Genomic DNA, 25,575 nt, shown 5'->3' with positions numbered 1-25,575 from the left:
TACTAACAACCCGGCAATTCATTATGAAAAAAATCAGCATAACCATACTAACTGCTTTCATTTTCCTGTCGGCCTGTTACAAGGACAAGGGGAATTATGATTACAAAGACATCAATGAGATCAAAATAACCGGGCTGAAAGAAAATTACCCGGTTGTGCTTGGTGTAGATGTACTGCACATTGAGCCCAACATACAGATGACCGAAGAGATAACTGATCCGGATCGTCTTTCCTACTATTGGATCCTGTACAGGGGATTTAATCCGGTTGATACACTGGGAAGGCAGCCTGTGCTCGATGCCCGTATCAACGTGAACCCCGATGTGTATACGCTCTATTTAAGGATCATAGATAATGCAACCGGTATAGCGTGGAAAGCAGGCGCCACGGTAACGGTGGGCACGCGGTATTCAAGCGGGTTGATGCTGATGGGAACTGGGGAGAACGGGAGCGCGGAAGTGGATATGATCTCGATGACGAACGATACATTGGTGATACACGGCATTTTAAGTAACAGCGGCCTGCCCGCATTGCATGACCCCGTGACCATTATGCAGATCGGGGGTAAGGATACAAACAGTAATAACGGAAGGGTGTGGGTGATGACAAAAAGCGGTTCCTATTATCTCGACCGCAAGAGCATGCTGGGGAACACTTCCAAAACATTTGCCACCATTACGGTTACCAACGAATTTGCCGATAAACAAAGTCTTACTCCCATACTCGCTATTCCGCAGATCAGGGAGCGGGCAGGAACAATGAGTAACCAAAATACACGGGCCATTATGACAAGTGATGGCAACATATTCACCACCCATACTTTTCTTACAGGGGGCGGTGATTATTATACGAACCCGGTTAACCGGGAGGCATCCAATTACGATAAGCGGCTAAAAACAGCGCCGTTCCTGTGGTACGCCATTGGCAGTATGAACACCATGATTTGGTATGATGCCGACAACCAGCGTTTCATGAATTATAACGGTTTTGGTATCGGCACTACTTCAACCGCATTAACCGATAAAGCAACTGATGCTTTTCCCTGGGACCAGGCCTCAGTGGGCCGAACACTGGTGTATGGTGAAAATACCCGTAATACCGACGGTGGTTCTACCAACGGCAATTCATTTGCGATCCTGAAAGACAACAGCAACCAATGCCATATTTATAAGTTTTACGCCAGCGGCGCCACCCCGCCCAAGCGGGATGTTTATACCGTATTGCCGTTGGCTGTAGATTTCGATAAAGCCAATTGCTATGCATTCTCGTCACGCCGCTCAGTAGTATTCTATTCAGTTGGTAATAGGTTGTATGCTTACGATTACAACAAGGGGCTTGAAAAAATTTACCAGTTAACGCAATTGGGACCAGATGAAATAACCATGCTCAAATTCGATACCCAGATCGACTATGCTACCAATGCCCTGTACATTGCTACCTACAATGCTTCCTCCAAAGGAAGGCTGCGTCGCTTTATGGTAGGTACAAATCCCAATTCAGTGGATATTACACCGGTCGACAGAAGCGACTGGGACGGTTTGATAAAAATAAAAGACATGAACTGGAGAGCCATTAATTAAAAGAGTTCAAAATAAATAAAATGAAAAAAGGTATGAAAACAGTTAAAGCAGCAGTTGCCATAAGTTTGATGACAGGCGCCTCCATGTGCCTTTCCGCGCAAACCGCATTCAGGATCAAGTGGAATTTGAAAGATACCACAAGGAATGGCGAAAAGGTTACGATCGCTTATTTCAATGGCGTTAAAAATGTGTATAGCGCAGCTGTGATCAGGGATGGTGTATTTACAATAGAAGGCACGGTGGCTGACCCTGCCAGGGCAACAATGACAATCAGTACCACCAACGAGGTACGGAAAGCCATTCCCTGGAGAATGAGTGAAAAAAGTGAGTTCTATATTGAAGGCGGCGAAGTTACGCTGGAAGGTTCACCATTATCAACGGCCGTTATAAAGGCCCCCGGCCTGTCACAAAAAGATTTCCTGGCGTTCCAGAAGAAAATGAAACCCTTCGGGGAAAAGGAAAGAGCATCGTACGACGACATGCTGCGTGCGATCATTGCCCGCGACTCCCTGGCAAAAATGAATTATACGGCTATCAATGACCGCTGTAAGCAGCAGGTCGATAGCGTTGAATGGGCGTATATGAAAGCCAACCCTGCTTCACATGTATCGCTGGGTTTGTTAAAGGAGAAGGTTAATGCAAAATCACTATCGGAAGAAAAAGAACTGTTGAAAGCAACGTACAGTAAGCTGTCTGCTCCGTTGAAAAAAACAGTGGTGGGCAAACAACTGGGCGAGCTGATTGAAGCAGCATTCAAGGTAGGACCCGGCAACAAGGCGGAGGATATTGTGCTGAACGACACACTGGGCAATCCGGTTCATTTAACATCTTTTCGCGGAAAATATGTGCTGCTCGATTTCTGGGCATCGTGGTGCATACCCTGCCGCTATGAAAACACGACTGCAGTGACAAAGGCCTACGAACGTTTTAAAGATAAAAACTTCACTATACTCAGCGTGTCGCTCGAAAAGCCGGGCGACCGCAAAGCGTGGGTTGCAGCTATCATCAAAGACAAACTCACCTGGACGCAGGTGGCTACGCTTACCGCTGAAGAAAACAGCAAAGTGACAAAGCTTTACGGCATTCAGGAAATTCCAATGAATTTCCTGATCGATCCGCAGGGAAAGATCGTGGCGGTTCATTTACGGGGTGAGGCCCTGATCAAAAAACTGGAAGAGATATTATAACATTTTGTAGCAGTAAACAAACAACTTGTAAGGGCCTGACTGAGAAGGCCCTTACAAGTTGATAGCAGCCAGCGCCGCTATGCGTGTTCCAGGATGCTTTCTGTAGTGTACACTTTCAATACCGGGTCTTTGGCGAAATCTTTTCTAACTTTTTCAACCAGGTCCCTGTACGTACCACTGCTATGATAAGCATCGGCATCGGCCTTGGATTCCCAGGTTGTCATAGAAATATAATCATCATTTTTTTCAATAGGTTCCAGCAATCTGCAATCAAGATTACCTTTTTGTTTTCTTACAACAGGAACAACCTGTTCGCTGTAAATCCTCTTAGCCTGTGCCAAATTTTGCGGCAGGAAACTAAGGTAAGTGAGTCGTACAATCATAAAACCTCCATTTTTAAAAAATGAACAAAACTGATTTCTGTAACGGGATTTCAGACTGTGCGGATATTAAGGAAGAGGAATAACTGGCAGAATTTGATACAGAAGGTACGACTAAAATACGAGACGGACGTAAAAAATTATTTTCCCTGATCCTGAATAAAAGACCGGCAAACTGCCCCTGACCTGACTACATACTTTCCTTGTCGGCATATAGTTTATAAAACAAATTAGATCTATCCCCACTTTTTATTTCCCGGCTATACACTGCTTTAAACATATGATCTACGCTTAATAAAATATTAGTTGTACTAAATACATTTTAACTGTGTAAACGGTTGCATCACCGTTATAAACAGCTTATGGTGTAAATGCGAACTTTATTTTTGTAATCGGTTACATTTATGCGGTGACTTTGTTAAATTTATCATCTAACTAATTATTGCCATTATGAAATCAAACACATTCCTACCGGAAGTAACCAGGAAGGTTATTTTCGGAGCAGCGACTTTCATGCTCGTTGCCACCGCCTCCATCTTCTCAGGTTGTAATAAAAAAAGTACTTCAGCGCCCGAAGCTGCCGGCGAACGACAGAGCGGCTTTGTTAAGGACGATGCTACAACGGAAGACCAGGGTACCATTAACGGTTGGTTCTGGTCGTTATACCGCGAAGGCGGATCGGCCAGCATTACCCATGGTTCGGGCGGCAATTTCGCCATCAGCTATAGCAATGTCAATGACGTGGTAGGCGGTAAAGGCTGGAACCCCGGATCGGCCAGGACCGTAGGTTACAATGTAGGCGCGCTTAGCGGCAGCTATAATTTTGTGGGTGTTTATGGGTGGACGACAAACCCGCTTATAGAATATTACGTTGCTGAAAAAGGCTCTGTAACGGGCGGAACGTACATTAACTCCATAAGCAGTGACGGGCATTCGTACAGCTTTTACAAACAACAACGGGTAAACGCACCTTCCATTATAGGTACAGCCACTTTCTGGCAGTATAAAGACACCTGGGGCGGAGCGCCAACCGCACAAAACCGCTCCGTTAATATGGCCAACCACATAAACAACTGGCGCAGCAGGGGTGGTCAGGGTTTTGGCAGTTACAATTACATGATCTTTGCGTTAGAGGCATGGGGTAATAAAAGCGGATATATAAACGCAACTACATGGTAGTCTGTTAAATTGTTTGATGGTTTGATTATTTGATGGCTATGACCTGTGAACTTAGTAATGCTGCCATTACTCATGGCGGCTTTACATTCAAACACCCGGCAATCAGGCAATCAGGCCATCGAACATTACATAAAGAAGATATTTCAATGAGTAGATTATTGATCCAGGTTATAACCGCAATGGTTGTTGCCAGCGCCTGTTCGCAAAAAAAAGTGCCCGACAATTTTGTACTGGTCAATGGCGGCGAAACATTTAAGAACACAAAGAGCAACTACTACGGAAAAAGTGTAACCATACCTGACTTTTATCTCGGCAAATATGAAGTAACGCAAAAAGAGTGGCTGGAAGTAATGGGAAACAATCCCTCGGCATTCAAAGGCCACAAGTTACCGGTAGAAATGGTAAGCTGGTATGACTGCGTTGAGTACTGTAATAAAAGAAGTATAAAAGAAGGTTTACAGCCGTATTACAATATCGACAGGAATAAAAAAGATGCGTATAATACCAATGACCTCGATAGTATAAAATGGTCGGTCACCATCAATGAGAAAGCCAATGGCTACCGGTTGCCGACAGAGGCGGAGTGGGAATATGCTGCAGGAGGAGGCCAACTAAGCAAGAGTTACACCTATAGCGGCAGTAATAATGTAGACGAAGCAGCCTGGTATTGGAAAAACGCCGGCAATAAATACCTGACCGGCTATTGGGCCTGGAAGCTATTGGAAAAAAACAATAACAAAACCAAACCAGTCGGCAGCAAGTATCCCAATGAGTTAGGGTTGTACGATATGTCGGGCAATGTACGGGAATGGTGTTGGGATTGGCAGCAGCCTGAAGGAACGGCAGCTCCGCAGGGACGCACCTGGAAGGGTGGGGGCTGGATCGGCGCCGACTTCTGCTGCGCATCGTCTTTCCGGGCCAGCCTCGAAGCGAATGGCAAGGGGCCCGATCAGGGCTTTCGGGTATGTCGTGGGAAGTAAATGTATTGGATCATTAATCCAGCAATCGCATGGCGTCTGCTTCCTTTTTTTCTTTTTCCATTTCAATGATCACGGTTGGTTTGGCAGCGCGCTCTTTACAATCCATGAGGCCGCATCTTTCGCAGGTGGTATGTACCGTTAGGACCGGAATGGCCGGATCATTGACAAAAGGCATGGTATACAGCAGCTTTTGATCAATCAACAAACCGATGGTTACGCTGGCGGCATCCACTTCTCCCTTAACAACCGGCTTGGCAATGGATATACACAAATATTTATTGTGTGTTTGCCAATACTCCGAAATTTGTACTTCAATAATAGGCGAGCGGTATTTTTTGTTTTTGAACAGTTCGGTAACCCGTTTAATGGATTTGATAGAGATCCACCGGTGACAGTAATGTTCATGCAATGCATTGGCATACGGGTTGTGCAATTGCGATAAATGCAACTCCTTCGTCATCTCAAAACGGTTCTCCTCCTTATTACCATTCATTCGTAAAAAAAACAGGTTCTCAATACCAAAATGCCTGGGTAATATATTGGTTAGCCGCTGCATCATCATTTCGGGCGTTACATTGTAAGCAGCTGTAAGGTCCATCCATGATTTGGCATTCCATTTTGCCTGAGTAATGATCCGTTTAATATCATCGGTAAAAACTTCTTCGGGCATCAGCAGGGCTACCGCAAAATACGATGCTTTGAAATTATTCAGCATGGTATCAAATGAGGAGCTGTGTGTATTCACTGTATCATACGGCCGGTCGGTAAGCTTCAGGAACTGGAAACCCAATTCTCTCGCTATCAAAAAATTCTCCTGCGCCTGGCTCAGGCCCTTATTCAGGAACAGGGTTTGGGTTTTTACCGAATAGTACGACCGCAATCTGTTTAACGCTTCCATACTCCCCATCTTCCTTTTGTTGACCTTTATTCCCATGCTTTGAAGGATCGATTCAAGCCGGGCGCCTTCCAGGGGAACTATTTCCTCTAATTTATATTGTATCCTGAATTTTTGTACGGCATCTTCCAACTCTTCAAAATAATTATCATGCAAATTCTGGTATGAGCGTAAAGCAGATTTGTAAAAGCTTTCTTTTGAAAGCTGGTAGCTTCTCGAGATCTGCAGCAGGGTGCTGATAAAAGCGGTGACCTTATCGGGCGTATTGGAAAAAAGATCGAGCAGGGCAGCCGGGGCCAATCCAAAATGCTCCCAGGGAACGGCATTGATAAAATCAGAATTGATCAGGTCTATGATCGGCTGCAACTTTTTACTGGCCCGTAATGAAACAAGATAGTCGTAGTCAACGCCCAGCGTTTTGGCCAGGATAATGATCTTGTCTGACTTGGGAAATTTTTTTCCGGTTTCTATATCATGTACATAAGAGAGCGACAAGCCTGCTTTATCGGCCAGTTGCTGGTACGACAAGCCTCTTTCCTGGCGAAGCGATTTTACTTTCAACCCAAAGATGAGGCGAATGCTTTCATTTTCCGTGATCATATCCCCAAAATAAGATAAAAGCAAAAAATACGAAAATAAATTTATCAGCGAATTTTTCGCTAATTCAAATAATTTCTTAAATTAGTAGAAACTTAGGCGTATGAGAAATTTGACAGAACATCCACTTGCCTGGAGCATCCAGGCCCCCCAGCCAACTGCATACAACAGCATACTTACTCCCGGTGCTTTACAATTTTTAACGGAACTCCAGCGCCGCTTTAACCAGGCCAGGAAAATTGTATTAATGGAAAGAGCCACCATTCAGCACCAGATCAATCATGGCTGGAAACCGCAGTTCCTGCCTGAAACAGCAGCCATCAGGAACAGCAAGTGGACCGTTGCACCGGTTCCTGCCGACCTCCGCGACAGAAGAGTGGAAATAACAGGGCCGGTAGAGCGAAAAATGATCATTAATGCGTTGAACTCCGGCGCCAGCATATTTATGGCCGATTTTGAAGACAGTCATACGCCTACCTGGGACAATACCATCCAGGGACAGATCAACCTGAAAGATGCTATTAACAGAACGATTTCTTATGTTAATGAGAACGGGAAAGAATACCGCCTGCAGGAAAAAGTGGCCACGCTTATGGTGCGCCCCCGGGGTTGGCATCTCACCGAAAAACATATACTTATTGATGGCGAGCCGGCCAGCGCCAGCCTGGTTGATTTCGGCCTGTACTTTTATCACAATGCAAAAACCCTGATTGAAAATGGAACTGGCCCATACTTCTACCTGCCTAAAATGGAAAGCTATAAAGAAGCGCGGTTATGGAACGATGTGTTTGTATTTGCCCAGGATTATTGCGGCATACCGCAAGGCACCATTAAAGCAACCGTGCTGGTAGAAACCATATTGGCAACTTTTCAGCTTCATGAAATTTTGTGGGTGCTGAGCGATCACTCGGCCGGCATGAACTGCGGCAGGTGGGATTATATTTTTTCTTTCATCAAAAAATTCAGAAATATACCAGGTCATATTTTCCCCGACAGGTCGCAGGTAACTATGACGGTCCCCTGTATGCGGGCCTATACCCAACTGGTAATTCAAACCTGCCATCAAAGAGGAGCGCATGCCATCGGCGGCATGGCGGCCCAAATACCTATAAAAAATAATGCAAAAGCCAATGAAATAGCCCTGGAAAAAGTTAAGGCTGATAAACTGCGGGAAGTAACAGACGGGCACGACGGCACCTGGGTAGCACACCCCGGTTTGGTGCCTGTTGCTCTGGAAATATTCAATACACACATGGCAACCCCCAACCAGTTGCACCGCACAAGAGAAGACTTTTATTGTACAGAAGCCACCCTGCTGCATATTCCGGAAGGCACAATAACCGAGGAAGGTATCCGCACTAATATCAGCGTTGGTATCCTATACATGGAAAGCTGGCTGCGGGGCAATGGTGCAGCGGCCATTAACAACCTGATGGAAGATGCCGCAACAGCAGAAATATGCCGTACACAGCTTTGGCAATGGTTGCACGAAGAATCACAATTAGCCGACGGCCGCCTGTTTAACCAGGCCCTGTATGAAGATTGGCGCGATGAAGAAATTGAAAAAATTAGGCAAACAGTTGGTTCTTTACAATACCAGCAGGGGCAATTTGTGCAGGCTATTTGCTTATTTAACCGGCTCGTTGTAAACGAAGCATTCGAAGAGTTCCTCACCATACCGGCTTATGATGCCATTCTTTCAAACAACGACAAAAAAGTTTGCCAGGAGCCAGGAGAAGCTGAAGTTTCCGAACCAGAAAAGGTACAGGAACCGGAAATCGCGCATAGCCATGACATGCATTACACCACTCACTAAAAACAAATTTATGAACAGGGAACAGCAGCTATTACAAATGACAGGCGAATGGGAAACAAACCCAAGATGGAACGGAATTAAACGCCCGTACACCGCAGAAGAAGTGTTAAAATTAAGAGGAAGGGTAGCCATTGAATATTCCCTGGCCAACCAGGGCGCACAAAAACTTTGGAAATTATTACATACACAACCCTACGTAGCGGCTTTGGGCGCATTAACAGGAAACCAGGCCATACAGGAAGTGGCTGCCGGTTTAGATGCCATTTATTTAAGCGGCTGGCAGGTAGCTGCAGATGCCAATGGAGCAGGCGCCATGTATCCCGATCAATCGTTATATCCTGTTAATTCGGTCCCTGACGTGGTAAAACGCATTAATAATGCCTTGCTGCGTTGCGAACAGATAGATTCGGTAAACGATATAACAACTACCGACTGGATGTGCCCGATAGTAGCAGACGCAGAAGCAGGCTTTGGCGGCAACCTGAATGCGTTTGAATTAATGAAGGCGATGATTGAAGCCGGCGCCTCCGGCGTGCATTTTGAAGACCAGTTGTCGAGCGTAAAAAAATGCGGACACCTGGGCGGTAAAGTGCTGGTGCCAACCCAGGAAGCCATAAACAAGCTGGTAGCGGCCCGCCTGGCGGCAGATGTAATGAATACCTCAACGCTGATCATTGCAAGAACAGATGCCGAAGCAGCCAATTTATTGACTGTTGATATTGATGAAAGAGACCAGCCGTTTGTTACCGGCAAAAGAACTAATGAGGGATTCTATTATGTACGCAATGGGCTGCAGCAATGCATTGCGCGTGGCATCGCTTACGCACCCTATGCCGATATGCTTTGGATGGAAACCTCGCACCCCGATATTGGCATGGCAAAAGAATTTGCACAAGGCATTCATGAGCGGTATCCAGGAAAATTACTGGCATACAACTGTTCTCCGTCATTTAACTGGGGAAGTCATTTAAGCGAGCAGGAAATGGAGACTTTCTGCGAAGAACTGGCCGCATTGGGATTCAAATTTCAGTTCATAACCCTGGCAGGTTTTCATGCATTGAATACCTCCATGTTCGAATTATCTGCATCGTATAAAGAAAAAGGAATGGCCGGCTTTTCCCAACTGCAGCAAAGGGAATTCGCCCTTCAGGCCAAAGGTTTTAAAGCAGTAAAACACCAGAGCTTTGTAGGTACCGGTTATTTTGATATGGTTCAGAATATTATTCAGCAGGGAACATCCTCTACGATTGCGTTGAACAATAGTACTGAAACGGCACAGTTTCATTAATGCCAGATATGGTTTAGGCAACTTTACGATATTATTGGGTGCCAAGATAGAAACAAAACAAAAACAAAACTAATAAGAGCCAATAGCATTCGCGACGGGCAAAATTAACTGTCCAGCCTAAAAACCTCGCTCTTTTGGGAACTATAATGCGAGGATCATTTCGGTTAAAATAGAAAACGTTCCAGATATAATTTTTGATATCGTCAATGGGATCGTTCATTGAAACTTTAATTACTATTAAAGATAACCATTCGTGAGCATATTTCAATAACGGGTAGGATAGGGCATGCAAAGTTGAAAGACCTGTAAGTCATGGACTGGATATTCAAAGTTAAATTGTTATTTTGAGGCGATATAGAGAAACCCCAGTCATGACAACTAAATTAAAAGACAAGATTAAGGCCTATGATCTTATGTTGCAAAAACATATCGACAAAAAGGACTTTGTAAAGATCAACAGAACTTTTAAGGAAAGAGAGGACCCTATTTCCGGTTTTATTTTAGGCCTAAGCAAAACTTTTTTATTAGTTCAATGTGAAAATGAATTCTTATTAAACGGTTATTCCATAATAAGAAAAGATCAGTTTGATAGCTTACGTTGTAACAAGTACGACCATACTATAAAAAAGATATTGAAACAGGAAGGGGTAATTGACAAGAATTATGGTATAAACATATCAATTAAATTAACAACCTGGCAGACCATATTTCGCGACTTAAAGAAAAATGATTACCATGTTATTATTGAATGCGAAGACATGGACGAGCCCTTATTTGATATTGGCATCATCAAACGCATTGGCACCAACTCCTTAGCCATACAGTATTATTCACCAACAGGCTTATTAGAAAACAAGTTAACCACCATACCATATAAGGACATCACAATTGTAAAGTTTGGCGACAGATACACAACAACTTTCAGAAAGTATCTACGAAAAAGTGCTAAGAAGTAGTATTCAAAGTTAAAAAAACGGATTAAAAATCTATTTAGAAATGAAACAATCCCTTTTAATTCTTTCGCTTTTGGTTCTAGCTTCAAACCTGTATTCGCAAAAAGGCAGGATTTACAACCTAAGAAATTGTCAGGGGGAAATGCGTACGGTCACGTTTCAATCACAAGTAAAAATTATTTGGAAATGTGTGTCCGGGATGGCAACCATTCGTGAACAAAAAGTTCTAAACCTTTCCAGGGAATATAAATTTGATACGGCATTTTTTGAATCTCAAATTCAAAAGGTAAAAAAAGCCTTGCCCTCCAACTTCTTTGCAGGTCTCGACTATTTAGGCGACTGGTTTGATAATACTCCTGAAGAACAGGGGATCTGGTTCACCGAAATATTTGCAGAAGAAGACAAGCAAGGAAATTACAAGGTGTACGCGGCTATTAAAATCCTTTTTGATGGCACCAATGCCCATATTGACGAGCAACGTAGAGATCCTAAGGTAAAAGATCTGATATTCATATTTGATAAAGATGAACTCAGTCAATTAGGCCAAAAATTAAAAAGCTGTCCAAAATCTGGAAGTTAAGGATCACGTTTTACAGGTCAATAATAAATATATCACTAAAATAAACGCAATCGCCCTTCGATTGCGTTTATTTGGGCATACAGCATGCTAACTTACCGCAACGAAATCTGCTTCATATCTTCCAGCTTCGCCTTCACGCCCCATCCGCCAAAATCTTTGCCCACTACAAACCATAGTTCATTTGTCCCTTTCTTAAGCGAAAGCAATAGCGTATCAAAATAACCGATCGTTCCCAGGAAGCGGTAATCGCGCGACAGAAAATTGTCTCTGCCGGCATAAATGGCTTTATCATTAAGATACACCACCACATATTCGCTGAACCCAAACGATATGGCTTTCACCTGTTCCACTTCCGATTCAATGATCAGCTTCGCCACCATCGCATTTCCACTGTCTTTCGGTTGCGTGAATTTCGACAGGTTGATGGTACCTGAAGGTTCACTGTTTTGTGTGGTCCAGGTGAGGGTTGACTTGAAGTCAGAAGTCAGTTGTTTCTTACTTTCAAACAGATGACCATTTACCTGTTTACTTACCTGCCATTTGGTTATCAGGCCATCCGCACCATTGGCAGGCACCGGCATGGCGGCTTGTGTCACCGGTTGCCGGATAGTGTATTGCAAATTGGCAAAGCGCGTTGACAGGCCACCGCCGTTCACACCAATTGTTCCTGCTTTCGGGTCGCGTTTCAACTCGGTAACTTTGATCAACGGTTTTTCCATATCATCGAAATAGATCTCCGCCTGCCTTCCATGTATATCGATCTTTATATGATGCCATTGCTCAAATGTAAAAGGCGTTGCTTTTGAATATCCTTCACCATGATATAATTGCCACCCGGCCTGATTGTTAAAAATGGGCGTGTATTGCGTGGCATCCGGATTTCCCGACTGATGTGGACGCATATAAAAACTTTCATAATTTTCCCGGTCTGCCATCCGGAATGCTATGCCGGGAAAACCACGATGCTGTGGAAAGCTGATATCGGTCTCGATAATACCATCCTGCAGGGCCAGGTCCTTTATAAAAATGGTACCCGATGTAAGCAGGATGCATTCTTTTCCGCCAAATGTTTCAATTGTACTTTTAGCCTTTTCTTTATCCCACCGGTCTGAAGTAAAAGGAACAGTAACGGTTTGGCCGTTTGCATAAAAGCTGCCCATGATTGCAATGCCCATGAACAGTAAATACATTTTCTTCATACGATTATTTTTCTGGTGCAATAAACAAATGGGCCTCAGCAATTCATTTTTATTTACCGGTCATTTTGCGGTCATTTACCATTCAAATGGGCATTTAGCGTAACTTGCTGGTATGGAGCGTTCTGAACAAGAGTATATTGCCATATGCAAGCGCCAGATCGAAGAAAAATTCCCGTTTGGGAATGGGGATGGCGAATTACGTCAGCGTGACCTGGAATACCTGGCAGATCGCATAGAAGAAAGATCGGGCATTGTATTAAGCCTGTCTACATTAAAACGCCTCTGGAAAAAAGACTACGATAAAATGCCGCATCCCACAACGCTCCAGGCATTGGTGTCGGTATTGGGGTATAAAGACTGGCAGGAATTTAAGCTGCGGATGGCAGCCGATGAGGTTACTGATCCGGTTGCGTCTTCCATCACTGCTCCGCTCGCTGATCCAATAACGGAACCGGTTACTACCACAACTATTGCTCCGGCCGGGCCACAACCCAGGCATCGAAGGTATTTTAATCCCTGGCTATTGCTGCCTGTTGCAGTTGCGGTTGTTGTTTTGGTCTGGATCATCGCCTTCCGTTCGGGACCAGCCAATAATAAACCAGTGATCAAAGGCCCGGTTACATTCACCGGTAATAAAACAGTAACGCAGGGTGTACCGAACACCATCATTTTTAATTATGATGTTACGAACGTTGATGCCGACAGCTTCTTTTTCCAACAGTCATGGAATCCGCTCGATAAGGTCAGAATAGACCCGAAAGATCACGTTTATTCCAATATCTATTACATGCCGGGTTTTCACAAGGCAAAACTGATCGCCAACGATTCTATCATAAAGCGGTTTCGGGTGCATATTACAACCGATGGCTGGTTACCGCTTACCCGGTATTCATTAACAGATAGTGATCCCATTTATATCAGGAAAGAAAAAGCAATACGCAATGGTGCTTTGCATATTACCCGCGACGACCTGGCAGCTTCCAATGTCGATTTAAATAAAAATTATATCCTCAGCTATTTTAATGTTCGCGAATTTGAAAACACCGATAGTGATAATTTTTCGCTCGACACACGCATACTATGCGACAGCTTGCAAACGGTGGCCTGTCCCGGCTTCGACCTGGTGATCACTTGCGAAGAACATATTTATTTCGTTCGCCTGATGAGTAAAGGATGTGAGCGGGAAATAGCCATTAAAATGGGCGAAGCATATCATAATGGCATCCATCATGATCTTTCCGCTTTTGGCCGCGATCTTCAGCACTGGCAGCATCTTCAGGTACAGGTAGCCGGTAAAAAAGCGACTATTTACCTGGATGAAAAGCCTGTTTATTCAATCACATATAAGAATGACTTCGGTAAAGTGGTTGGGCTTGCTTACAATTTCACGGGCACCGGCGCCATCGATTATGTACGCTTACGAAATGGCGCCAATAAACTGGTATATGAAGAAGAATTCAATCAGTGATCAGCCGCGTCAAATCATAAACTTCCAATATGGTTTTTCAAGGCGAACAATACCAGCCCCGTCCTTGATTTCAGATCGAGTTTCTCAAACAGCGCATCGCGATAATTATCGATCGTGTGTACACTCAGGCACATTTTAATGGCTATTTCCTTGTACGTAAGTTCAGAGCAGCAAAGTTCCAAAAACCGCACCTCATTAGCTGTTAAATTATTAACAGCGTTTGGCATTTTTACCTCTTCCTGCAGCGAACGTATGAGCTTACCGGTAACCTGGTTATTCAAAAAATAATCATGCTCGGCAATGGTCTTAATAGCAATTTCAAGGTCTGCTGCGGTCGATTCTTTTAGTATATACCCGCCTGCCCCGCATTTCAGCATTTTAATAATGGGTTCATCCTCTTCAAACATGCTTAAGGCCAGCACTTTTACCGATGGATAATTTTGTTTAAGCCAGCGCGTGGCATCATACCCGTTTACCTGCGGCATGGTAATATCCATCAGCACCACATCGGGCAAGGGATGCGTAGCTATTTTTTCCTTCATTACGTTTCCGTTCGATGCATCAAATACAATCCTGATGTCTTCCGTTTCCGACAAAATACTGCTGATGCCCTGCCTGAACAGCGTGTGATCGTCCACAATGGCAATCAATATTTCTTTCCTGGTCATTTTTTAAGGATAGGGTATAACTATTTTTATTTCGGTCCCGTTTTCGGGTGCGGTAATAATGTCCACTTCACCGGCGATCAAAGCTACCCGTTTCCTGATATTAAACAATCCCATCCCTTTCTTTTCTTTTAGCAGGTCTTTTTCATTAAAGCCTTTGCCGTTGTCTTTGATCGTTAGTTCCAGGTATTGTTCATTCTGGTCTATAGTAACATCAATGGTGGTAGCCTCGGCATGGCGCACGGCGTTGTTCAGTACTTCCTGGAAAATACGGAACAGGATGATCTCTTTATCTGTTTGTCCTTCTTTCGATCTGTAGTTGTTATGGAAACGGATGGTATGCAGGCCGGCGGTTTTTAAATAATCTAGCTCAAAAGCGATCGCTTCGGCCAGCCCCATGCGTATAAGTTCCTGCCCATACATTAAACGGGAAAGCTGCCTTAGTTCTTTAATAGAACGTTTGGCAAGCTCCGTTGCAGAATCTACTTTCTCAGGTACGCGCAATGGCTGGTCAGATTTAATAGTACTTAGCGTTACCACCAGCAGGCTTAACAATTGCCCTATATTATCATGCAGGGTACTGGCAACGTTTTGCATCGTTTGTTCATGTACTTCCATCTGGCTTTTCAACAACTCATTTTCAAAGTTGGTTTTCAGCCATTCTTTTTCCTGCTCATGCCTTTTTTTTCTGCTGTTGTACAACATAACAAAAGCAATAAGCGAAACCGGGGCTATCAGGAAGATGACTGACGCTACACCTATGAGGAAGGTGAGGTCCTTTGAAAATATCTGCATATAAAAGAATATGACCAGCAGGAATACAAAATAACATTCAGGACACTGAACACGATATAATTGGCAGAACTAGCCTGGGGTGTTTTATCCTGAAGCAGGTACTTAAAAAAAATATTACAGGCGATGCCTGCAAAATAAAAGCAAATGGTGCCATTCACCCACCAGAAAGGAGCATCTTTCCATAATTGCCTGAACTTTTCTTCTTTCAATAGCAGGTAGTAATAATAAACACTTGCCAGGATCAATTCAACTGATACGATTGTGGAAGATACTGAAACATATGCATTGAAATGCTTTACATATAGCTCAATGAAATAAAAAATTATGAAAAGTATAAGCCACCCGGTCAACAGCTTCTTCAGGTTATGATTAGCTTTAAACAAATGATAAAAAAAGTAATTCAACACTGCACATTCTATCACTAAAAAAACATTATACAACATAAAGTTAGGCAGGTGCCTGTTTCGCAAATATATTCCTGATAGCTCTACCAGGCAGGTAAGCAACATAAAAAGGATAAAGGACCTCCAAACGGGGTCCTTATCTCTATATAAACAAAGAATACTTATCACCAGGCAGGAAAGTTCTGAAGCGGTATTCAGGGTAATGTAAGCTGTCATATCTGTTTCTTAAGGCTTAAATAAAGTGGCGCCCTCCTCACCACAGGTGGCAGGAGGCGGGCATAATTCCCCCCGGTTTTCGGGATCTGTAGTTAAAATGGCCCCTGCATCGATGCCGTTTGCGCTCTTGCCATAATAATCCCAATGCTTATGCTCGCGTTTGGAGTCTCTTATAACTACAGTATCGAATGTTGAAACCATAACGAGGGTGGAATGGTTCCGGTAAACGCTTTTGTTGTGAATGGCCGAATCCTTATCGTAAGCTGCCAAATAAAATCGTATGCCATCGCCATTTTCATGTTTGATCTTCTGTACGAGTGTATCTAACTGTTCAATGCTAAACCATACGCAACGGGTATCAAAAAAGCCATATTCACCCGTCTCGTGATAAGAACGGGGCTCAAAATTTTTCACCAACCGTTTTGCGGTCTTCACATCTATGCTGCCCTTTAATATCGGTGTAGGCTTCCCTGGGTCGTTGGCCGAAGGATTACAGGCTGCAATAAAAATGATTGCCATAAGAGAGAAAATGGAAAGTGGTTTCATATTATTTGGTTTTATCAAGTGATCTGGGGTTTATAAAAATAATGATACATGTGCGGGCAAAGAAAGCTATTTCCCGCTAGATGCCCAAGGGCGAAAACCGCTTAATGCTGCCTTAAAACCACCTTTAAATACCCTTTTTACGGGTTATTCCAGCCTTTTGTCTGCTGTACCTTAGCCACCGTGATGATGTCATTAAACAATATCCGAAATTAAATAACCTCAAATAACCTCTGCTTATGGACCAGGTGATCGGTACCGTGGTATGCTTTGCCGGATCGTATATTCCGCGCTATTTTGCACCCTGTGATGGCCAGATATTAAGCATCGCACAAAACCAGACATTGTTTTCATTGCTTGGCAACAAATATGGCGGTGACGGCATTACTACATTCAGGTTACCCGATCTTCGCGGGCGATCTGCTGTATCAACGGGACAATCATTCTTTCATAATTATACGCTGGGAGAAACGGCAGGATCAGAATCTGTAACAATAAGCCTGAATCACATTCCCACACATACGCACGACGGTGATATTGCTTTGCATTTACCGGCCAATAGCGATCCCGGAATAGATACTACTGTGAATGGCGGCTACCCGGCAGAACATACCGGCGCTTATTCAACAAGCGGTGGAAGTACCATGTTGGCCCCGGAATATAAGAATGTTTCAATTGGAAATGCCGGTTCTGGAGTACCGGTAGATACCAGGGCGCCTTTTCTTGTTATTACTCATATCATATGCCTGGAAGGTATCTATCCATCCAGATCTTAGGTCAATGGGCCATGTGCTGCATATGGTCCATTACCTTTTGTTTATCATCAAATAATTTTTACGCATGTTCATTGAATCTTACATAGGAATTGTAGTACCATTTGCCGGCATACGTCTACCCAATAACTGGATGTTCTGCCAGGGCCAGCTATTACCCATTAGCCAGTACGATGCACTTTTTTCTTTGCTCGACACCACTTTTGGCGGTAATGGCGTCACTACATTTGCCTTACCCAATTTATGCGGGCGGGTAGCGGTGCATGCAGGGCAGGGCCCCCAGGGGCACTATTACATACCGGGTGAAATGGGCGGCCATGAAACCGTTATGATCACCGTTGACAACCTTCCCCAACATACTCACCAGTTAACGGGAAACTTAACGGCCAAACCATCCTGTGCAGATAGTAAAGGTACAACCAATATACCCACAGGGCTTTACCCGGCCATCATCAATGGCGGTTCTGCACAATATAGCAATGGTATTAGTGATACCATTTCAATGGGCGAAGCGACAATAACAACTGCAACCCCGCCGGCCCCTGTTGTAAATGGCGAATCTAAAGAACCGGTCAACACCCTGTCGCCATACCTTACTTTGAATTATATCATTTGTGTTGCAGGCATCTATCCGCCGCATGGCTGATCGCTTAATTATTAAATAATATTTATATGGACGACGTCTTAGGGTTTATTACAATTTTTGCCGGCTCTTTTGCACCCCGGAACTGGGCTTTTTGCAACGGAAGCCTGATAGCGATTGCATCCAATACGGCTTTATATTCAGTAATCGGAACTACCTATGGCGGTAACGGTATAAACACTTTTGCCCTGCCCGATCTTCGTGGAAGAGCGGTGGTAGGGGCAGGGAGAGGAATTTCTGATTATATTATTGGAGATAAAGGTGGGGCCGAAATTCTGCCGCCATTGAGAACAAAAAACATTCCTGAGCATACCCATCCTTTTCAGGTAACCATTACACCGCATGCTGCCGGTGTGGCTAATTCGCTTTCACCCAAAGATTCGGTATATGCCACCACTTCTAATCAACATATGTATGAATTTTCTGCCAATGTAAGTCTGGCCTCGTATGCGGCTAAAATTGCGACCTCGGCCGAGGGTAGTGCAAATCCGCAATTGCTATCGATACTGCATCCGGTGCTGGCGATGAATTATATCATTTGCGTGAACGGCGTTTTTCCTAATTATAACCAATAGAAAAAACAAATTATGCAAACCCGAATAGGCCTGCTTCTTCCGCGTTCTACCGATTATCCGGCAATGGGGTATGATATGCTGAATGGCCTCCGATGCAGGCTTGCAATGGACAGCGGAAGGGAATACAGCTTTTTTACAGAAAACATTGGCTTTGGGGAAAACGAGGCGCTCAATTATGCCAAAGGGGAAAAACTGGTATTGACCGACAATGTAGATCTACTGATCGCTTATTGTAATTCGGCGAATGCAGAGTTACTCTACCAACTGGCCAATGCATTGAATAAACCTTTGCTTATTCTCGATGCAGGCATGCAGTTGCCTCAAACAGCAGCTTCACCTTATTGTTATCATATTACGTTGCAGGGGCTTCACGCCTGCCGCATAGCCGGCAATATGGCGGGAACGGGCAACCGGAAAGTAGTAATGGCCACATCTTATTATGACGGCGGGTATCGTGGCCCCTGGAGCTATGACAGGGGCCTTTCTGAAGCCGGAGGTTCCGTATGTGGCAATTACGTAAGCGGGTATAAACCCGCAGCATTTGATATTGGTCCATATCTGGGGTTACTTCGAAATACGGCGGCGAATTCAGTAGCCGCCTGCTTCAGCAGCTACCTGGCTGAATTATTTTTCAAAGCGTTGAATGAAAAAAATGGCGAGGCAACCCCGCTGCCATTTTATTGTTCGCCATTTATGGCGGAAGAGCAAATGCTGAACTCCTGCGATTTTCCGGGTGGGGAGTTTTATACCGTTGTTCCCTGGGCGGCATCACTGGTTAACCGCGAGCAGGAAGCATTTACAGCCAGTATATTGTCGGCCGCCAATAAATCGGCCAATATCTTTCACTTACTGGGCTGGGAAGCCGGTATAGTTACGGCGGCGCTCGTGCAGCACGGCATACCGGTATTGAAAAATTTTTCCTACCTCAGCCCAAGAGGACAATCCACCATTCATCCCGCAACACATTATACGTACGCACCGCTTTACAAAGGAAAGATCATAGGCGACAGCAATGGTAAATGCGCTTTAGAAACCATAGAACCCATTTCAGCAAATGCTGAAATGCATATAAAAGTAATGAGCGATCGTCCGGCAGAAATCGTGTCGGGATGGAAAAATAATTATTTATGCGCCTGATTTGTATTTATCTCGTTTTTATAGCCATGCTTGTAACCATACAGGCATCGGCTCAGCAATGGAATTTTGCTGCCCGTCATGGCGGCAGCTCCACCGGTTTTAGCGATGCTGTAAATGCCATGTGCACAGATGCTTCCGGCAATGTATATGTGACAGGTAATTTTAATGGCACTATCAATTTCGGTAATGGAACAGCCACCCTGGCAGCAACCGCTGGCGGAACGCAAACCGAAGGGTTTGTTGCCAAATTTAATTCCGCTGGTCTTTGCCAGTGGGCAATAGATTTTGGCGGCGCGGCTTCCGATGCCGGTGGCCTCGGTATCGTTACAGATGGCGCCACGGTGTATGTAACAGGTCAATCGCAATTTCCAAGCGTGATTGGGACCCTGGGGCTTGGTTCGGTGGGCGGCAGCACCGACGGCGTTGTATTTGCATTGAGTGCCGCTACCGGCAGCACGCTATGGGCCAGTGCATTTGGCGGCGACCGTACGGGCGACAGGGGACAGGCCATTTGTATGGACAATGCCGGGCACCTATACATCTCCGGTATTTTTTCTACCCGCACCGCCAATCCCACCGCCTATTTTGGCGCCAGTGGCGCTTTTCCAAGAACAGTTCAGGGAAATATAAGCTCGGCCACAAGCGATCTTTTTGTGGCCCAGCTCAATGCAGTTACCGGCGCATTCAACTGGGTAAGCACCGGTGGCGCTGCATCACAGGAAACGCCCCTCATTGTAGGCAATGATAATGTGAGCGGCAGCGGTATTGCCTTTTTGCCCGGGCAGAATGAATTGGTAATAACAGGCTCTTACGCCAATGCAACGGCTTCCTATTACTCAAACGGGTCCGGTTCTCCATCGTTGATATTGCCTAATGCAGGGGAGGCCGATATTTGTTTATTGCGAATGAACCTTGCCGGTAATTTCCTGAGCGGGTTATTTGCAGGCGGCGCCAATGCCGACGAAGCGTTAGCGGTTTCTTATGACGCAAATACATCGGCTGTCTACTTCAATGGCTATTTCAATAGCGCCAGCGTAAGCGGCTCTTTTAGCCTTACCAATACCGCCGGCGGGTTCGATGAAGTGTATTATGCGCGGTACAACCCGGGTACCCATACCATTGCCTGGGTAAAAAGCGCCAGCGGATCAGCCGGTGGAAATGATTTTGCCTTTGCAAATGATGCCGGCGCCACCGGTGTTTATGTAACCGGCAGGTTCCAGGGTTCCATTTCTTTTCCAACAGCTGCTACACCTTTAACCGCTACTGCGGTAGGCTTTGATGATGTTTTTCTGGTAAAAGTAGATGCAGCCACCGGCAATGCAACGCAGTTAGCCAGTGCCGGTAGTACAACCAGTGGTACCGATGCCGGTATGGACGTAGTTGTTAGTACCAATAATAATGTATGGGTGGGCGGCATCTTTGCCGGCGGCACTTTGTCATTTACGCCTTCTTCACCGTCAATTTCAGTAACAGCAGGTACCGACCTGGAGCTGTATATTGCACGGTATAACGATCCGCCGCCTGTAATTACAACCCATCCGTCAGCATCTACCGCATGCCTGGAGCTTCCTTCGGTTTTTACAGTAGCCGCAACAGGCAATTCCCTAACGTATCAGTGGCAAGAAAGTACAAATGCCTCGTTTACCTCTCCAACAACATTAACCAACACAGGTATTTATTCAGGTGTAACGACTGCCACACTCACTATTGCCAATAATACAACAGTTAATGGAAGATACTACCGGGCCAGGGTTTCCAACAGTGGTGGAACAGTGTACAGCAATGGGGCGTTGCTCAATGCAACCATACCAACATTGCCCGCCACACATACCAGCCAGGCACAGTTGGTAAATACCTTCAACAACTTATATTATGCCTCATCATGCAGATTAATTTCTAAAGTAGCGCCTTCCGGCGCCAGCCCAATAATGGGCACCGTAACCAGTGAAGTATGGGTCGAAAGCACCGTGCCAACTGTAAATGGAAAGCCGTTTGTGCAAAGGCACTATCAAATTACACCTGCAGTCAATCCGTTCACAGCAACAGCCGCTGTCACCCTGTATTTTTCACAGGCAGAATTCGATGCATTCAATGCTGCGCCGGGCAGTACAGGCGATCTTCCAACCGGCCCAACGGATAATGCAGGTAAAGCCCGTTTGCGGATTGAAAAGTATAGTGGCAGCAGCAACAACGGAACCGGCCTGCCGGGCAGTTATACATCTTATTCAATGATCATTAACCCGCCTGATGCCAACATTACCTGGAATGCTACTACAGCTCTCTGGCAAATAACATTAGATGTAACGGGCTTCAGTGGTTTCATTGTTCATACAAACCCCTGGGTATTACCTGTTACCCTGCAGTCCTTCGCTGCCGGAATATCAGGTGCAGATGTAAGCGTACAATGGAAAACCTCCAATGAATGGCAGCACGATCACTTTGAAGTGGAACGCAGCACAGACGGCCGTCATTTTACCTCCGTTGCCATTATTGAACCCCTTACAGGAAGCGGTGATAAAAGTTATGCGCATAGGGATGCAGGCGCGGCCCTGTTGAATACGGCAAAATTATACTACCGGCTCAAAATGGTAAGTACGTCGGGGACTGTTGAATACAGTAATATTATTATTGTGAATCTGACACCGCCATCAACACCCATAACCCGTGTTGGGCCTAATCCGTTTCACCATACACTGGAAGTGGGCCTGTATATGCAGGAGAACAGCAGGCTGATCCTTCAACTTACCGATCTATACGGCAGGGTAGTGGTGCAGGAAACGGGGCAGGCGCCCAAAGGTTTCAGTACGTATACCATAAATCAACCATTACCGCTTACGCCAGGTGTGTATGTGCTCACGGTTAACGTTGGCGGACAGTTGTATTCATTCAAATTACAAAAACAATAATAAATGGGGCACGGTCCTGAGCGAAGTCGAAGGATAACCGTGCCCCATTTTTATTCACCTTAAAATCACTTCGAAATACCCTTTTTCAGGGCACAAAAAGCCTTACTGCTTCTTATAATTTAGCATCAAATCAATGAAACCCAAAACTATGAGCAATAACCAATTTCAGGATCTACTCAACGCATTGATCAAAGTAAATCTCCCGGCCCTTAACACTGCACTTGTAACGGCCATTAAATACAAGGGTCTTGACCCAATGATACACGTAACATCCGGTTCGAAAACCATTGGAAGCATTGACCTGGGCATCTGCACTGCAGAAGCCGTGGCCAGTTATGAATTGGATAACCTCAACGGGCTTTCCGCCCTCAGCATTAACTCCCTGGCCATTACGTCCGTCACAGCAACCCCTGATGGATCGGCACTGCATGGGAAGGTTCAATTAAACGCAAGCATCGTCCCGGACCTCGGTATTCACGTTGGCGGAAGCTTCAGAGCAGGATGTGGATTTATTAAACCATCTGTGGGCATCGGCGGAAGCGTGACCATTTCATCTGTAACAGTAAACGCCACCGGAGATTTTGATGCTACCATCGGAGAGCAGCTTTGCCTTACTCATGTTAGTGTCATGAATCCCGGGTTGAATTACGGCAAAATAAAGGTCGATATTGACGGGTTGGGAATTTTTAATGGCTTGCTTCATGACCTGGAAGATTTTATCCTGGGTCAGGTAAAAGGGCCTATCATCAATTTGATAGAGGGCGCGGTAACCCCTGCCTTTAATAGTGCTTTGAATGGCATTTTTCCTCAATGTACCAGCCTGGCTTAAATACGGCAATATGAAGATCTTCATAGACCCTGACGATGCAAAAAGATCAAACTTCGGCGCTTTCTATCAACCACCCATCATCGATGCAACAGGATGCAGGCTACCCGTTTCAGTACCTGAGCAATTAAAGTCAAGGTGGTGTTGGGCCGCCATTGCAAGCGCCCTCGCAACCTACTACCAAACGATGAACATCAGCCAGGTTGAGATCGCTGACAGTTTATTGTCAGATAATTTATCGTCTGATCCCGTTGCCGGCAATGGTCGCTATGCGAACGAAGAACTTCTTGAAAGGAATGTAAATTTTAAGCTGGACGTTGCACTGAAATACGTGAATTGCTTTAGTCACTGGACAATTGGAAAGCCCATTTTTGAAAGGGTTCAGTTTGAGATCAACCAGGGAAGGCCGTTAGGCGTTCGGCTCGAATGGTTCAAAGGAGGCGCGCATTACATCCTTGTTAACGGGTACTGCGACCAGGAAAAAAGTATAATGATCGAAGATCCGCTGCACGGGAAAAGTATCCAGGTATACGATCAGTTTCCTGATACCTACCGGGAATCAGGAGCTGTATGGACCGAATCTTTCTTTACAAACAAACTAACTAACAATATATAAAAATATCATTATGGCAAGTTTCGACATTGCTGTAGGAATTACCCAAAACGGCTTGAACAGCACATTGGCAGGTCTTTTTGCTAACCCTACAGCACAATCTAAGATCTTTAAACAAACCTTTTCAGAAGAGATCGGCGGCATTTCCGTTTCGGTGGAACTGGTTATGCAGAATACCCCAACAACGGTGCTGGCCCCGCCTTCCGATGCAAAATGGCAGGCTTCTTACGGTGCAGACGGAACGCAGCAAACCGGCCACCCGCCCGCAGGCAATATCTTCCAGGCGCTGATCCCAAATTTGAAAGTGAGCGGTACCGTCGCCGGCGTTTCGGTATCAGGTTCTGATAACATTGAAGTGTATGCTGAATTCACCTTAGTTAACAAGGTTTTAAATGTAACGGCCCTGTCGGTTTGGGTTGACGAAAGCAAGTGGGCAAAATACGGATTCACCAAACTGATCGTGAACGGGCTGATCATTCCTTATGCGTTGAACACCATAAATAATCTGTTGAACGCGATCCCGTTTCCCCAGATCCCAACGAAGTATACCAGCACTACTTTTCAGGAACCGATCATGGATCTCACGAACAACAATGAGCTGGTAGTGGCCACTTCCATGCAAAGCAGTCCGGCAACAAATCTCGACAGTTACACACCGCCAGCGTCAAAAGACATTTATCTTCAGGCAGGGTTATCCATTATTAATACGCTTTTGGCGGAGCAGGTGGCCAAAATTCCCAAACCATGGAAAGCATCAGACTCAAAGGGAGATAGTTTGGCAAAAGCCAGTGCCGAAATTCAGGCCACATTCAATAGCATAACCGGTAAAATTCAGAATGGCCAAACAGCAGCAAGTATAAATATCACCGATATCAGTGGTTACGGGGAATTATCCGGCGTAGGCACCGCCATCGCAAAAACAGTTTTGTGCCCGATCGGTACTGCTATCGATGCTATTTCCAATCCCAGTACCTGGGACAAGGTAATATCCAGCTTTTCCATTCAATACAGACCCGATCCATTAGACATTCCCTTTTCGGTAAACGTCACTGCAGAAGAAAGTGTACAGGTAAGCATCGGGCAAATTGATAGCGTTCAAATTATTGCAGCGCCAAAATGGAGCGGCGTCATCGGCTCAACGCTCGCAGCAGCGGCCGCAGGCTTTGTAGACCTGCTCTCGGCAATATTTAAAGAAAAGATCGTAAATGCCATCACCAAGCAGTTTGCGCAAAACATTGAAGTATGGAAAGATGCTACTGTCACCAAACAGATAGAAGGCATTAACATAAAATTGTCAGCCACACCCGGCGCGGCGCTTGTACCGCAAGGCAACTCATTGATCGTGGAAGGATTTAATGTATCCTTTCCTGTATAATC

25 protein-coding genes are annotated in these 25,575 nt (G+C 45.0%); 17 read left to right on the top strand and 8 right to left on the bottom strand.

What is annotated here, in order from left to right; all coding sequences use genetic code 11:
- Positions 1-23 precede the first annotated feature (23 nt).
- Both FAM09_RS16915 and FAM09_RS16910 read left to right on the top strand, forming a co-directional pair.
- Positions 24-1,580 (top strand): PKD-like family lipoprotein, encoded by a 1,557-nt coding sequence (locus FAM09_RS16915; protein WP_136578311.1) that lies wholly within the window; start codon positions 24-26, stop codon positions 1,578-1,580.
- A 20-nt stretch (positions 1,581-1,600) separates the two neighbouring features.
- Positions 1,601-2,767: a TlpA disulfide reductase family protein gene (locus tag FAM09_RS16910; RefSeq protein WP_136578310.1), complete on the top strand. Its 1,167-nt coding sequence runs from the start codon at positions 1,601-1,603 to the stop codon at positions 2,765-2,767.
- Between the two features lie 77 nt (positions 2,768-2,844).
- Here the strand turns inward: FAM09_RS16910 and FAM09_RS16905 are convergent, their stop codons facing one another.
- Positions 2,845-3,150: an antibiotic biosynthesis monooxygenase family protein gene (locus FAM09_RS16905; RefSeq protein WP_136578309.1), complete on the bottom strand. Its 306-nt coding sequence runs from the start codon at positions 3,148-3,150 to the stop codon at positions 2,845-2,847.
- A 447-nt stretch (positions 3,151-3,597) separates the two neighbouring features.
- Here FAM09_RS16905 and FAM09_RS16900 point away from each other — a divergent pair, with 447 nt between their 5' ends.
- On the top strand, positions 3,598-4,326 hold the full coding sequence (locus FAM09_RS16900; protein ID WP_136578308.1) for a glycoside hydrolase family 11 protein: 729 nt from the start codon (positions 3,598-3,600) through the stop codon (positions 4,324-4,326).
- Positions 4,327-4,364: 38 nt separating this feature from the next.
- On the top strand, positions 4,365-5,306 hold the full coding sequence (locus tag FAM09_RS16895) for a formylglycine-generating enzyme family protein (RefSeq protein ID WP_243751691.1): 942 nt from the start codon (positions 4,365-4,367) through the stop codon (positions 5,304-5,306).
- Between the two features lie 13 nt (positions 5,307-5,319).
- Here FAM09_RS16895 and FAM09_RS16890 read toward each other — a convergent pair whose 3' ends face one another.
- The gene (locus FAM09_RS16890) at positions 5,320-6,801 is read right to left on the bottom strand and encodes an XRE family transcriptional regulator (protein ID WP_136578307.1); all 1,482 of its coding nucleotides are present in this window, start codon (positions 6,799-6,801) and stop codon (positions 5,320-5,322) included.
- Positions 6,802-6,901: 100 nt separating this feature from the next.
- Here FAM09_RS16890 and aceB point away from each other — a divergent pair, with 100 nt between their 5' ends.
- Positions 6,902-8,614: a malate synthase A gene (aceB, locus tag FAM09_RS16885; protein ID WP_136578306.1), complete on the top strand. Its 1,713-nt coding sequence runs from the start codon at positions 6,902-6,904 to the stop codon at positions 8,612-8,614.
- Between the two features lie 10 nt (positions 8,615-8,624).
- The gene (aceA, locus tag FAM09_RS16880) at positions 8,625-9,902 is read left to right on the top strand and encodes an isocitrate lyase (RefSeq protein WP_136578305.1); all 1,278 of its coding nucleotides are present in this window, start codon (positions 8,625-8,627) and stop codon (positions 9,900-9,902) included.
- A gap of 31 nt (positions 9,903-9,933) precedes the next feature.
- On the opposite strand, the gene FAM09_RS31595 is transcribed toward aceA, so the two are convergent.
- Entirely contained in the window at positions 9,934-10,122 is a 189-nt protein-coding gene (locus FAM09_RS31595) for a DUF5808 domain-containing protein (RefSeq protein WP_136578304.1), read from the bottom strand.
- Between the two features lie 151 nt (positions 10,123-10,273).
- Here FAM09_RS31595 and FAM09_RS16870 point away from each other — a divergent pair, with 151 nt between their 5' ends.
- Positions 10,274-10,858 (top strand): hypothetical protein, encoded by a 585-nt coding sequence (locus tag FAM09_RS16870; RefSeq protein WP_136578303.1) that lies wholly within the window; start codon positions 10,274-10,276, stop codon positions 10,856-10,858.
- A gap of 40 nt (positions 10,859-10,898) precedes the next feature.
- A complete protein-coding gene (locus FAM09_RS16865; RefSeq protein WP_136578302.1) occupies positions 10,899-11,435 on the top strand; it encodes a hypothetical protein in 537 nt (178 codons plus the stop codon).
- Between the two features lie 92 nt (positions 11,436-11,527).
- Here FAM09_RS16865 and FAM09_RS16860 read toward each other — a convergent pair whose 3' ends face one another.
- Positions 11,528-12,634 carry a hypothetical protein gene (locus FAM09_RS16860; protein WP_136578301.1) on the bottom strand — a complete coding sequence of 369 codons (1,107 nt, stop codon included), beginning with the start codon at positions 12,632-12,634 and terminating at the stop codon, positions 11,528-11,530.
- 112 nt (positions 12,635-12,746) lie between these two features.
- On the opposite strand from FAM09_RS16860, the gene FAM09_RS16855 reads away from it, so the two are divergent.
- Positions 12,747-14,102 carry a hypothetical protein gene (locus FAM09_RS16855; RefSeq protein WP_136578300.1) on the top strand — a complete coding sequence of 452 codons (1,356 nt, stop codon included), beginning with the start codon at positions 12,747-12,749 and terminating at the stop codon, positions 14,100-14,102.
- Positions 14,103-14,116: 14 nt separating this feature from the next.
- On the opposite strand, the gene FAM09_RS16850 is transcribed toward FAM09_RS16855, so the two are convergent.
- From FAM09_RS16850 to FAM09_RS16835, 4 genes are read right to left on the bottom strand one after another with little or no spacing between them, the layout of a single operon-like run.
- On the bottom strand, positions 14,117-14,770 hold the full coding sequence (locus FAM09_RS16850) for a response regulator transcription factor (protein ID WP_136578299.1): 654 nt from the start codon (positions 14,768-14,770) through the stop codon (positions 14,117-14,119).
- A 3-nt stretch (positions 14,771-14,773) separates the two neighbouring features.
- The gene (locus FAM09_RS16845) at positions 14,774-15,562 is read right to left on the bottom strand and encodes a sensor histidine kinase (protein ID WP_136578298.1); all 789 of its coding nucleotides are present in this window, start codon (positions 15,560-15,562) and stop codon (positions 14,774-14,776) included.
- Positions 15,526-16,182 carry a hypothetical protein gene (locus FAM09_RS16840; RefSeq protein ID WP_136578297.1) on the bottom strand — a complete coding sequence of 219 codons (657 nt, stop codon included), beginning with the start codon at positions 16,180-16,182 and terminating at the stop codon, positions 15,526-15,528. Before FAM09_RS16840 ends, FAM09_RS16845 begins: the two co-directional genes overlap by 37 nt.
- Before the next feature lie 9 nt (positions 16,183-16,191).
- The gene (locus tag FAM09_RS16835) at positions 16,192-16,728 is read right to left on the bottom strand and encodes a hypothetical protein (protein ID WP_136578296.1); all 537 of its coding nucleotides are present in this window, start codon (positions 16,726-16,728) and stop codon (positions 16,192-16,194) included.
- A gap of 236 nt (positions 16,729-16,964) precedes the next feature.
- On the opposite strand from FAM09_RS16835, the gene FAM09_RS16830 reads away from it, so the two are divergent.
- From FAM09_RS16830 to FAM09_RS16795, 8 genes are all read left to right on the top strand, one after another.
- Entirely contained in the window at positions 16,965-17,501 is a 537-nt protein-coding gene (locus FAM09_RS16830; RefSeq protein WP_136578295.1) for a phage tail protein, read from the top strand.
- A gap of 64 nt (positions 17,502-17,565) precedes the next feature.
- Positions 17,566-18,144: a phage tail protein gene (locus FAM09_RS16825; protein WP_136578294.1), complete on the top strand. Its 579-nt coding sequence runs from the start codon at positions 17,566-17,568 to the stop codon at positions 18,142-18,144.
- Between the two features lie 26 nt (positions 18,145-18,170).
- Positions 18,171-18,716, top strand: coding sequence for a phage tail protein (locus FAM09_RS16820; RefSeq protein WP_136578293.1), 546 nt, complete (start codon positions 18,171-18,173; stop codon positions 18,714-18,716).
- 12 nt (positions 18,717-18,728) lie between these two features.
- Positions 18,729-19,853, top strand: a complete 1,125-nt coding sequence (locus FAM09_RS16815; protein WP_136578292.1) for an ABC transporter substrate-binding protein — start codon at positions 18,729-18,731, stop codon at positions 19,851-19,853.
- Positions 19,844-22,759 (top strand): T9SS type A sorting domain-containing protein, encoded by a 2,916-nt coding sequence (locus tag FAM09_RS16810; RefSeq protein ID WP_136578291.1) that lies wholly within the window; start codon positions 19,844-19,846, stop codon positions 22,757-22,759. The genes FAM09_RS16815 and FAM09_RS16810 overlap by 10 nt, the downstream gene beginning before the upstream one ends.
- A 148-nt stretch (positions 22,760-22,907) precedes the next feature.
- Entirely contained in the window at positions 22,908-23,588 is a 681-nt protein-coding gene (locus tag FAM09_RS16805) for a hypothetical protein (protein ID WP_136578290.1), read from the top strand.
- A 10-nt stretch (positions 23,589-23,598) separates the two neighbouring features.
- Positions 23,599-24,201: a papain-like cysteine protease family protein gene (locus FAM09_RS16800; protein ID WP_166437185.1), complete on the top strand. Its 603-nt coding sequence runs from the start codon at positions 23,599-23,601 to the stop codon at positions 24,199-24,201.
- Positions 24,202-24,211: 10 nt separating this feature from the next.
- Positions 24,212-25,573 (top strand): hypothetical protein, encoded by a 1,362-nt coding sequence (locus FAM09_RS16795; protein ID WP_136578288.1) that lies wholly within the window; start codon positions 24,212-24,214, stop codon positions 25,571-25,573.
- Positions 25,574-25,575 lie beyond the last annotated feature (2 nt).

This window comes from Niastella caeni, from assembly GCF_004834005.1.
In the GTDB taxonomy this organism is placed as follows: domain Bacteria; phylum Bacteroidota; class Bacteroidia; order Chitinophagales; family Chitinophagaceae; genus Niastella; species Niastella caeni.
The sequence above is the reverse complement of the archived record's forward strand: the minus strand, read 5'-3'. Positions and strand labels throughout refer to the sequence as shown.

Excerpts from the sequence above, each read along its gene's own strand:
- FAM09_RS16915 (WP_136578311.1), top strand. The coding sequence starts at position 24 with ATGAAAAAAATCAGCATAACCATACTAACTGCTTTCATTTTCCTGTCG.
- FAM09_RS16910 (WP_136578310.1), top strand. The coding sequence starts at position 1,601 with ATGAAAAAAGGTATGAAAACAGTTAAAGCAGCAGTTGCCATAAGTTTG.
- FAM09_RS16905 (WP_136578309.1), bottom strand. The coding sequence starts at position 3,150 with ATGATTGTACGACTCACTTACCTTAGTTTCCTGCCGCAAAATTTGGCA.
- FAM09_RS16900 (WP_136578308.1), top strand. The coding sequence starts at position 3,598 with ATGAAATCAAACACATTCCTACCGGAAGTAACCAGGAAGGTTATTTTC.
- FAM09_RS16895 (WP_243751691.1), top strand. The coding sequence starts at position 4,365 with ATGACCTGTGAACTTAGTAATGCTGCCATTACTCATGGCGGCTTTACA.
- FAM09_RS16890 (WP_136578307.1), bottom strand. The coding sequence starts at position 6,801 with ATGATCACGGAAAATGAAAGCATTCGCCTCATCTTTGGGTTGAAAGTA.
- aceB (WP_136578306.1), top strand. The coding sequence starts at position 6,902 with ATGAGAAATTTGACAGAACATCCACTTGCCTGGAGCATCCAGGCCCCC.
- aceA (WP_136578305.1), top strand. The coding sequence starts at position 8,625 with ATGAACAGGGAACAGCAGCTATTACAAATGACAGGCGAATGGGAAACA.
- FAM09_RS31595 (WP_136578304.1), bottom strand. The coding sequence starts at position 10,122 with ATGAACGATCCCATTGACGATATCAAAAATTATATCTGGAACGTTTTC.
- FAM09_RS16870 (WP_136578303.1), top strand. The coding sequence starts at position 10,274 with ATGACAACTAAATTAAAAGACAAGATTAAGGCCTATGATCTTATGTTG.
- FAM09_RS16865 (WP_136578302.1), top strand. The coding sequence starts at position 10,899 with ATGAAACAATCCCTTTTAATTCTTTCGCTTTTGGTTCTAGCTTCAAAC.
- FAM09_RS16860 (WP_136578301.1), bottom strand. The coding sequence starts at position 12,634 with ATGAAGAAAATGTATTTACTGTTCATGGGCATTGCAATCATGGGCAGC.
- FAM09_RS16855 (WP_136578300.1), top strand. The coding sequence starts at position 12,747 with ATGGAGCGTTCTGAACAAGAGTATATTGCCATATGCAAGCGCCAGATC.
- FAM09_RS16850 (WP_136578299.1), bottom strand. The coding sequence starts at position 14,770 with ATGACCAGGAAAGAAATATTGATTGCCATTGTGGACGATCACACGCTG.
- FAM09_RS16845 (WP_136578298.1), bottom strand. The coding sequence starts at position 15,562 with ATGCAGATATTTTCAAAGGACCTCACCTTCCTCATAGGTGTAGCGTCA.
- FAM09_RS16840 (WP_136578297.1), bottom strand. The coding sequence starts at position 16,182 with ATGACAGCTTACATTACCCTGAATACCGCTTCAGAACTTTCCTGCCTG.
- FAM09_RS16835 (WP_136578296.1), bottom strand. The coding sequence starts at position 16,728 with ATGAAACCACTTTCCATTTTCTCTCTTATGGCAATCATTTTTATTGCA.
- FAM09_RS16830 (WP_136578295.1), top strand. The coding sequence starts at position 16,965 with ATGGACCAGGTGATCGGTACCGTGGTATGCTTTGCCGGATCGTATATT.
- FAM09_RS16825 (WP_136578294.1), top strand. The coding sequence starts at position 17,566 with ATGTTCATTGAATCTTACATAGGAATTGTAGTACCATTTGCCGGCATA.
- FAM09_RS16820 (WP_136578293.1), top strand. The coding sequence starts at position 18,171 with ATGGACGACGTCTTAGGGTTTATTACAATTTTTGCCGGCTCTTTTGCA.
- FAM09_RS16815 (WP_136578292.1), top strand. The coding sequence starts at position 18,729 with ATGCAAACCCGAATAGGCCTGCTTCTTCCGCGTTCTACCGATTATCCG.
- FAM09_RS16810 (WP_136578291.1), top strand. The coding sequence starts at position 19,844 with ATGCGCCTGATTTGTATTTATCTCGTTTTTATAGCCATGCTTGTAACC.
- FAM09_RS16805 (WP_136578290.1), top strand. The coding sequence starts at position 22,908 with ATGAGCAATAACCAATTTCAGGATCTACTCAACGCATTGATCAAAGTA.
- FAM09_RS16800 (WP_166437185.1), top strand. The coding sequence starts at position 23,599 with ATGAAGATCTTCATAGACCCTGACGATGCAAAAAGATCAAACTTCGGC.
- FAM09_RS16795 (WP_136578288.1), top strand. The coding sequence starts at position 24,212 with ATGGCAAGTTTCGACATTGCTGTAGGAATTACCCAAAACGGCTTGAAC.